Origin of the sequence: Novosphingobium sp. B-7 (genome assembly GCF_000410615.1) — a bacterium.
Classification (GTDB): Bacteria; Pseudomonadota; Alphaproteobacteria; order Sphingomonadales; family Sphingomonadaceae; genus Novosphingobium; species Novosphingobium capsulatum.
The window spans coordinates 1-7,486 of the sequence record NZ_APCQ01000579.1 but is presented as its reverse complement, the minus strand read 5'-3'; the positions used below and the strand labels follow the sequence as shown (position 1 = coordinate 7,486).

Sequence of the window (7,486 nt, the reverse complement as noted above, 5' to 3'; positions counted from 1 at the left end):
CGCGGCAACCGCCGGCGCAGGCGGCGCTGCTGGTCGCCCCGCGCCGCAGCGCTGCCGCCTTCACTTTGGCCAGTGGGGCGAAGGTGCCGTTGGGAAACTGCTGGAGATAGGCATCGTACATCTCGGGATCGCTGCTGGTCGATACCGAGCGCCAGAATTCCAGTTCGAGCGTCTTACCAGAAACGGCCGCATCCTGCGCCAGGTCCGCCGCTGTGCCCAGCGGCAGCGCCCCCAGCGCCAAGGCACCCAATGCAGCCACGCGCAGCACCAGCCGGCCAACCGGCCGCCGCCCTGCACCGACACCCGGCACCACGACTTGTCCCCACTCCTTACGGTGCGACGCGCCAACCTGCGGCGCGCGCCCAACCCCCTGCTTCATCGTACCCCCCAGGCAGCGACGGACCACCCTGCCGGTCGGTCCTGCTCCACCACGTCCCCTGGTGGGCTGCCGATCCTTGCCACATTACGCTTACTATCCCTGTCATGCCGCAAGCTATGTGCAGAGACGTTGCTTAACACGGTTGCCGAGCATTAAGGGTGTTTTCGGCATCCCCTATTTGAGGAAAACCGCAAATAAACACTGCAGTACTTCACGCTGGTACACTGCCAGCACAACAACTGTCCGATAATTTCCATAGACCCCATGGGCGCAGCTGTTTACGCCCCGGGATGATAGAAATCGAAGATGGTTTGCGCCACCGCGGCGCTGACCCCCGGCGCACGCATGAGGTCTTCGAGCGAGGCGGCGCGCACTTTGCCGGCGGTGCCAAAATGCAACAGCAGCGCACGCTTGCGCGCCGGACCGATTCCCGGAATCTCGTCGAGCGGGCTGGCGGTGATCGCCCGACTGCGCTTGGCGCGGTGCGCACCAATGGCGAATCTGTGCGCCTCGTCGCGCAGTTGCTGCAAGTAGAACAGCACCGGGGAATTGAGCGGCAGCAGCTTTTCCCGGCCGTCGGGAAAGTGGAAATGCTCGCGCCCGGCATTGCGATCGGGGCCCTTGGATACCGCAATCAGCGGCACATCCTCGATGCCCAGTTCCTCAAGTGTCTCGCGCACTGCCGTCATCTGGCCCTTGCCGCCATCGATCAGCACCAGATCGGGCCAAGTGCCGCCCTGGCGATCGGGGTCTTCCTCCTGCACGCGGCCAAAGCGGCGCGCCATGACTTCGCGCATCATGGCAAAGTCATCCCCCGGGCGGGTTTCGGCGCGCTTGATGTTGAACTTGCGATACTGGCCCTTCTGGAACCCTTCGGGCCCGGCCACGACCATGCCACCCAGCGCATTGGTTCCCTGGATGTGGCTGTTGTCGTAAACCTCGATGCGCTGCGGCACATCGGGCAGTTCCAGGAATTCGGCCAGTTCGCGCAGGATCTTGGCCTTGGTGCCGGTTTCCGCCAGCCGCCGGTCGAGCGCCTCCACCGCATTGCGGCTGGCCTGCTCCATCAGCCGGCGCCGGTCGCCACGCTGCGGCACGGTGATCTCCACCTTGCCGCCAGCGCCCTCGTGCAGGGCCTCGGCCAGCAGGTCTGCCTCGGGCAGAATGCGATCGACCATGATCAGGCGCGGCGGCGGCACTTCCTCGTAAAACTGCGCCAGAAAGCTGGTCATGACCTCGGCCTCGTCCAGCCCCTCAGTATGGGTGGGGAAGAACGCGCGGTGGCCCCAGTTCTGCCCGCCCCGGATGAAGAAGGCCTGGATCGCGATCTGCCCGCCTTTGCTGGCCATGGCAAAGACATCGCCATTGCCGACGCCTTCGGCATTGATCGCCTGGCTGCCCTGGATGAACGTGGCCGCGCGCAAGCGGTCGCGCAGCATGGCCGCGCGTTCGAAGTCCAGATTCTCGGCCGCCTCGCTCATCTGGGTTTCGATCTCGCGCTGCACCGCGCCCGATTTGCCGCCGAGGAAATCCTTCGCCTGGCGCACCAGTTCGGCATAGTCCGCCTCGGCAATGCGATCGACGCACGGAGCACTGCAGCGCTTGATCTGATAGAGCAGGCACGGCCGGTCCCGCCGCGCCATGAAGCCATCGTTGCAGCTGCGCAGCAGGAACAGCTTTTGCAGCGCATTGATCGTGGTGTTGACCGAGCCGGCGCTGGCAAAGGGCCCATAGTAATTGCCCTTGGCCTTGCGCGCGCCGCGATGCTTCATGATCCGCGGAAACGCGTGATCGGCCCGCAACAGAATGAAGGGAAACGACTTATCGTCGCGCAGCAGCACGTTGTAAGGCGGGCGATAGCGCTTGATCAGCTGCGCTTCGAGCAGCAGCGCCTCGGCCTCGGAATTGGTCGTCACGATCGTCATCGACCGCGTCTGGCTGACCATGCGGCGCAGGCGGTTGGGCAGCCGATCAACCTGGGTGTAATTGGCCACGCGGTTTTTCAGCGCGCGCGCCTTGCCCACATAGAGCACGTCGCCGCGCGCATCGAGCATGCGATAGACGCCGGGCTTGGGCTTGAGCGTGCGGACAACGTCGCGGATGGTCTCCACGCCGCGTTCCAGATCGGGCTGATCGCTGCCACGCATGGTGCTGATCGCGGCGTCTTCGTGGAAGCGCTCGGTATCACGATCGGGCGGGGAAGATGCGCTCTTGCGGGCCATATCTGCCAGATAGGCGCTGTCACCCGCTTTGGGGAGAGCCCGAAAGGCTGGGGATCGTGGACAAGTATTATCCGTATATCTACGTAGGTGATTGCAGATGATACCTTTACCATGCCGGGGTAAACGTGGCAGCCATGGTGAATGCCCCCGTCACCGGTGATAGTGCAACGCGCGGCCGCCGCGCGGATGCACGGGCAAGGCTCAACATTCCCGGGCGCCTGATCTTGCGCCGTGGCGTGTGCCCCTGCCTGGTGGAAGACCTGTCGCGCACCGGGGCGCGCCTGGTCCTGCAATGCCCGCCGGCGCTGGGCGAAACCGGGGTGCTGGAAATCAACCGCCTCGAAGGGTTCGGCGCCGCCGTGTGGATCAGGGGCGGCCATTGCGGCTTTCACTTTGACGAGCCACTGGCGCTGGAACAGGTGATCGCCCTGCGCCAGTTCGCCGATCATTTCAGCGAACACCGCCGCGAACAGGAACGCACCGCGGCGCGGGAATTCGTCCAGGGCCGGCGGTTCGTCTAGGGCCTGTGGGGATTTAGGATTCCCAAGACGGTGGAGATGTGATTCACACTTCGAATGGATCGCTTCGTACTGACTGATGCCCAATGGGCAAAGATCGAGCCGCATTGTCTGGGTAAGCCGGCTGACCCTGGTCGCAGCGGAAAGAACAACCGGCTTTTCGTAGAAGCGGTGCTGTGGATTGTCAGGACGGGCAGTCCCTGGCGGGATCTACCTTCGACGTTTGGCAACTGGAGCACCGCATTCCGGCGATTTCGTGACTGGCGTGAAGCTGATGTTTTCAAGCGAATTTTCGATGCGTTATCGGAAGAACCGGACATGGAATACGCCATGGTCGATGCCACTATCGTCAAGGTCCACCGGCACGGCCAAGGCGCAAAAGGGGGACTCAGAGCCAGGCCATTGGCCGTTCCAAGGGCGGTATGACGACCAAGATTTTGGCGCTAACAGACGCCTTGGGCAACCTTGTCCGCTTTGAGCTGTTGCCGGGCCATCGGTTCGACACCATCGGCGTTGCACCGTTAATTAGAGGCATCCAATTCGATGCCTTACTCGGCGATAAAGCTTTCGATTCCAACTGGATCGTTGAGGACTTGAATCAGCGCGGCGCGCAAGTGATCATCTCACAGCGCCCCGCGCGCGCCCAGAAGCTCAAGATCGATGCCAAGATGTATGAATGGCGCCACCTGATCGAAAACTATTTCTGCAAACTCAAAGAGTTCAAGCGCATCGCGATGCGCGCTTGCAAAACAGACCAGAGCTTCTCGGCCATGATCTATCTCGCCGCTGCCGTCATCAACTCACGCTGAATCCCCACAGACCCTAGGCCCTCAGAACATCTTGCGGAATTCCAGCTTGAACACCCGCCCGGTGGGATCGAGATAGCCAGCCTGATAGCGCAGCGGGATCGCGCCGGTCTGATCGGTCACTTTCTGCTGGGCATCGAACACGTTGTTCACCGCCAGAGACAGTCGGGCATTCTTGAGGAATGGCACGGCCTTGACCACGCCGGGGCGGCGGCCAAGATCGGCAAACAGGCGCAAGTTGAACTTGGCGATGGGGTGGAAATCCAGGCTGGTCGTGCCTGAATCCGCGTGGGCCGATCCGGTGTAGGTGCCGGTCAGGCGCACGCCAAAGCTGCGATAGAAGCCGCCGCCTTCCAGCTCGATACTGTGCCGCGCTACCCCCGTGCTCGACAGCGCGCTGCCGCCCAGCAGATCGTAGACCGTCCCGCCCGGCGTCAGCTGCACCCGGTTCATCAGCATGATCGTGTGGGTCAGCGACAGGTTCCAGCGCCCGCGCCCATCAAAGCCGCCCGGTCCACCGGGGCCACCTGGACCACCTGGACCACCGGGCCCACCAGGACCGCCCGGACCACCATGCCCGCCACGTCCACCGCCACCCATGCGCGGCCCACCCGGCCCCATCATGCCCCGCATGCCACGCTGGCGCACCAGATTGGGATCGGGCGTGCCAAAACTGCCCGCCAGGTTGATGCCATAGCGCAGGCTTTCGCTTTCCTGGCGCGCGAACGTCACCGGGCTTTCGTCGACCGACACGATATCGCCTGCGGCATTGCGCGTGACGCGCCCGGGATAGGCCGCTTCCACCTCGGCCGTCAGCAGGGGGAAGCTGTTGCTGGTGTTGAAACTGCGGTTGTGGAAATATTCCACCACGAAGGTCGAATTGGTCAGGAACGGCAAGGTCCAGTTGCCGGCCAGCTTCACGTCGCGCTGGCGCTCCTTGAGCAGGTCGCGGTTGCCCCCGCTGGTCACCGTAGCCAGCACCGTCTGGCCCTTGATGAAATCATAGATCGCCACGTTCTGCGTGGTGGTCGTCGGCGCACCCAGTTGCGTCAGCGAGGGTGCGGTTTCGGCACCGATGAACGTGCCGGTGAAGCTCAGCTTGTCGGTGGGGCGCCAGGTCAGCCCGGCGCCATAATCATAGAGTGCACCAAAGTCCGACAGCGTATGCGCCTCGGCATTCATGTTGAGCGACAGGTTGCCGAGGAAACCGCCGAAGTTCTCGCGCTTGCTGGTGATCGGCACGTCGAGGCTGAAACCCAGCTGCGCGTCGCCACGCTTGAGATCGATCGCCCCGTTGGCGGTGCGCGTATCGGTACTGTGGATGCCAGAATAGGCAAAGCCGGTCTTGAGCGTGAGCGAGGTTGCCCCGCCCGGCAGGCGGAACGGCTGGCCGTTGGCCGTCGCCAGCGAGGTCAGGCTGTCGGTGCGGCTCAGCGCCCGATCGGCCCCGCCAGCGATGATCGCGCCGCTGGGCAGCGCGCCCGTGGCGCTCAGGCTGCCGTCGTCGACCAGCGTTTGCAGGCCCGAAAGATCAGCCGAGCGGTCGATCCGGGTATCGGTGGTGACATGGCTGCCGTCGGCCGTCACCGATAGCTGCCAGGCGCCGATGCCAGTGTTGAGCCCGGCGCCGGCCGAGAGCGTGGTAGTATAGGTGCGCGTGGTCAACGGCTCGGGCGCGGGGGGGGGGCGCGTCACGCTGTTGCCGCTGTCGGGATCGGTCAGCGTCACGGTGCTGAGGCCGTTCCAGCTACGGCTGTAATCACGCTGCGCCAGCGCGTTGAGCGTCAACCCTGTGCCCAGGCCGATCGGCTTGGACCAGGTGGCATTCAACGCGGCGCTATCGGCCTTGGCCTGCAGCGTGCGATAATCGGCCTGGTTGGGGTCGCCCGCCACGGTGCTGTTGCCGCCCGTGCCGGTGCCTGTGGCCGCGCTGGCCTGGCTGATGCCGCGCTCGGCTTCGGTGATCGCGCTTTGCGTCGATACCGTGCCGGTCACGTTGATGCGGGCCTTGTTGGCGATCTTGGCCAGCGTGGCTTCCTCGCTCAACCCGGCATAGCTGCCGTTGCCCGGCACGCTGGCCTCGGTTTCGCTGCTGATGCTCTTGTAGTGGTCTTTGAGGATGAAGTTGACCACGCGCTGATCGGGGCGATAGCCGTATTTCAGCGCCACTTCCTCGGGCAGGACTTCCACCCGGCGGATTGCCTCGGGCGGCAGCCCACGCATTTCGCGGAAGTTGGAAATGCGCATGCCATTGAGCAGGATCACTGGCCCGTCGCTGCTGCGCCCGCGCCCGGAATCGGTCTGCGGCGCCAGCACGGTCAGCAAATCCTGGATCGAATTGACGCCGTAGGCGGCGATTTCGTCTTCATCCAGCGTCACGATCGGGGGTTGCTGCGCCTGCACCACGCCCTTGATCGGCGCGGCGTTGACCAGGATTTCACCGGTCACGTCGTCCACGCCGTCACCGTTGGCATCCACGCCCAACTGGCCCTGGGTATTGACCATCTGCTGGCCGCTGCCGCCAGCGGTTGCGCCAGTGCTGCCATCGGCCTCGGCGGCGGGAGCAGGCGCCTGCGCAGCCTGGTCTGCGGCCAAGGCCCGCTCACCCCCGCAAACGGCAAGCGCGGAAACGGCACACAGCAAGGCAAGACGAACACACACGCGCAACAAACCCCATCATGGCTTCGAGGCGATCCTGCTGGCGCGCCTGACAAATTGAAACAACACACAAATCGTATCAATTTGTCGTCCAGCGCGGATGAACATCGGCTGGCCGGGCGCGGTGCCTATGCCCGTACCAGAGGCTGTGCCACCACTGAAACCTGGCTGCAAATGCGGGGCTTTTCTTTTGCCGGCCGGAACGCTATGGGCGCCACGCGCGTCGTTTTATCGCGACCCCCTCGATCATGGCTATGCAGCTTGCGCCACGTCGGTGCCGGTTGTCTTTCCGGCCATTCAAGACAAAAGGCTACTGACCCCGCCGATGGCGAAAGAAGAACTCCTCGAGATGCGCGGCACGGTGGTGGAACTGCTGCCCAATGCCATGTTCCGCGTGCGTCTGGAAAACGATCACGAGATCCTGGGCCACACCGCCGGCAAGATGCGCAAGAACCGCATCCGCGTTCTGGTGGGCGACGAAGTGCTGGTGGAACTCACCCCTTACGATCTGACCAAGGGGCGCATCACCTACCGCTTCATGCCTGGCCGAGGCGGCCCCGGCCAGTACTGATGCCCGGGCCTGTACCGTTGCCGGGCTCGTTCTGATGACTGCGACTGTGCCGCCGCTGGTGCTGGCCTCGGCCAGCCCGCGCCGGCGTGACCTGATCGCGCGCCTGGGGCTGGTGCCCGATCGCATTATCGCCACCGATATCGATGAAAGCCCGCTGCCGGGTGAGACGCCGCGTGTCCACGCCGTGCGCCTGGCTGCGGAAAAGGCCCGCGCGGCGGCGGCACTCGCGCCCGATGGCGCCATCCTTTCGGGCGATACCGTGGTCGGCGCCGGGCGTCGCATCCTGCCCAAGGCCGAGGACGAGGCCACCGCGCGCCAGTGCCTGGCGCTGC

7 protein-coding genes are annotated in these 7,486 nt (G+C 64.4%); 4 read left to right on the top strand and 3 right to left on the bottom strand.

Annotated elements, in window-relative coordinates; all coding sequences use genetic code 11:
- On the bottom strand, nt 1–379 hold a 379-nt coding region (locus H926_RS0106755; protein WP_202804676.1), incomplete at its 3' end, for a hypothetical protein.
- A gap of 278 nt (nt 380–657) precedes the next feature.
- A complete protein-coding gene (gene uvrC / locus H926_RS0106750; protein WP_022675628.1) occupies nt 658–2,601 on the bottom strand; it encodes an excinuclease ABC subunit UvrC in 1,944 nt (647 codons plus the stop codon).
- Nucleotides 2,602–2,735: 134 nt separating this feature from the next.
- Between uvrC and H926_RS0106745 the strand changes: the two genes are divergently transcribed.
- Both H926_RS0106745 and H926_RS31565 read left to right on the top strand, forming a co-directional pair.
- Nucleotides 2,736–3,122 (top strand): PilZ domain-containing protein, encoded by a 387-nt coding sequence (locus H926_RS0106745; protein ID WP_022675627.1) that lies wholly within the window; start codon nt 2,736–2,738, stop codon nt 3,120–3,122.
- Between the two features lie 54 nt (nt 3,123–3,176).
- A protein-coding gene (locus H926_RS31565; protein WP_148291657.1) for an IS5 family transposase occupies nt 3,177–3,928 on the top strand; the annotation gives its coding sequence in 2 pieces (ribosomal slippage) (nt 3,177–3,507 and nt 3,507–3,928; 753 coding nt in all).
- A 21-nt stretch (nt 3,929–3,949) separates the two neighbouring features.
- Here the strand turns inward: H926_RS31565 and H926_RS26010 are convergent.
- A complete protein-coding gene (locus tag H926_RS26010) occupies nt 3,950–6,520 on the bottom strand; it encodes a TonB-dependent receptor (RefSeq protein ID WP_022675625.1) in 2,571 nt (856 codons plus the stop codon).
- A 388-nt stretch (nt 6,521–6,908) separates the two neighbouring features.
- On the opposite strand from H926_RS26010, the gene infA reads away from it, so the two are divergent.
- Together infA and H926_RS0106725 are read left to right on the top strand one after the other, a co-directional pair.
- The gene (infA, locus tag H926_RS0106730; RefSeq protein WP_022675624.1) at nt 6,909–7,154 is read left to right on the top strand and encodes a translation initiation factor IF-1; all 246 of its coding nucleotides are present in this window, start codon (nt 6,909–6,911) and stop codon (nt 7,152–7,154) included.
- A 34-nt stretch (nt 7,155–7,188) separates the two neighbouring features.
- Nucleotides 7,189–7,486, top strand: a 298-nt coding sequence (locus tag H926_RS0106725) for a Maf family protein (protein WP_022675623.1), incomplete at its 3' end; no start/stop codon positions are given.

Excerpts from the sequence above, each read along its gene's own strand:
- H926_RS0106745 (WP_022675627.1), top strand. The coding sequence starts at position 2,736 with ATGGTGAATGCCCCCGTCACCGGTGATAGTGCAACGCGCGGCCGCCGC.
- infA (WP_022675624.1), top strand. The coding sequence starts at position 6,909 with ATGGCGAAAGAAGAACTCCTCGAGATGCGCGGCACGGTGGTGGAACTG.
- uvrC (WP_022675628.1), bottom strand. The coding sequence starts at position 2,601 with ATGGCCCGCAAGAGCGCATCTTCCCCGCCCGATCGTGATACCGAGCGC.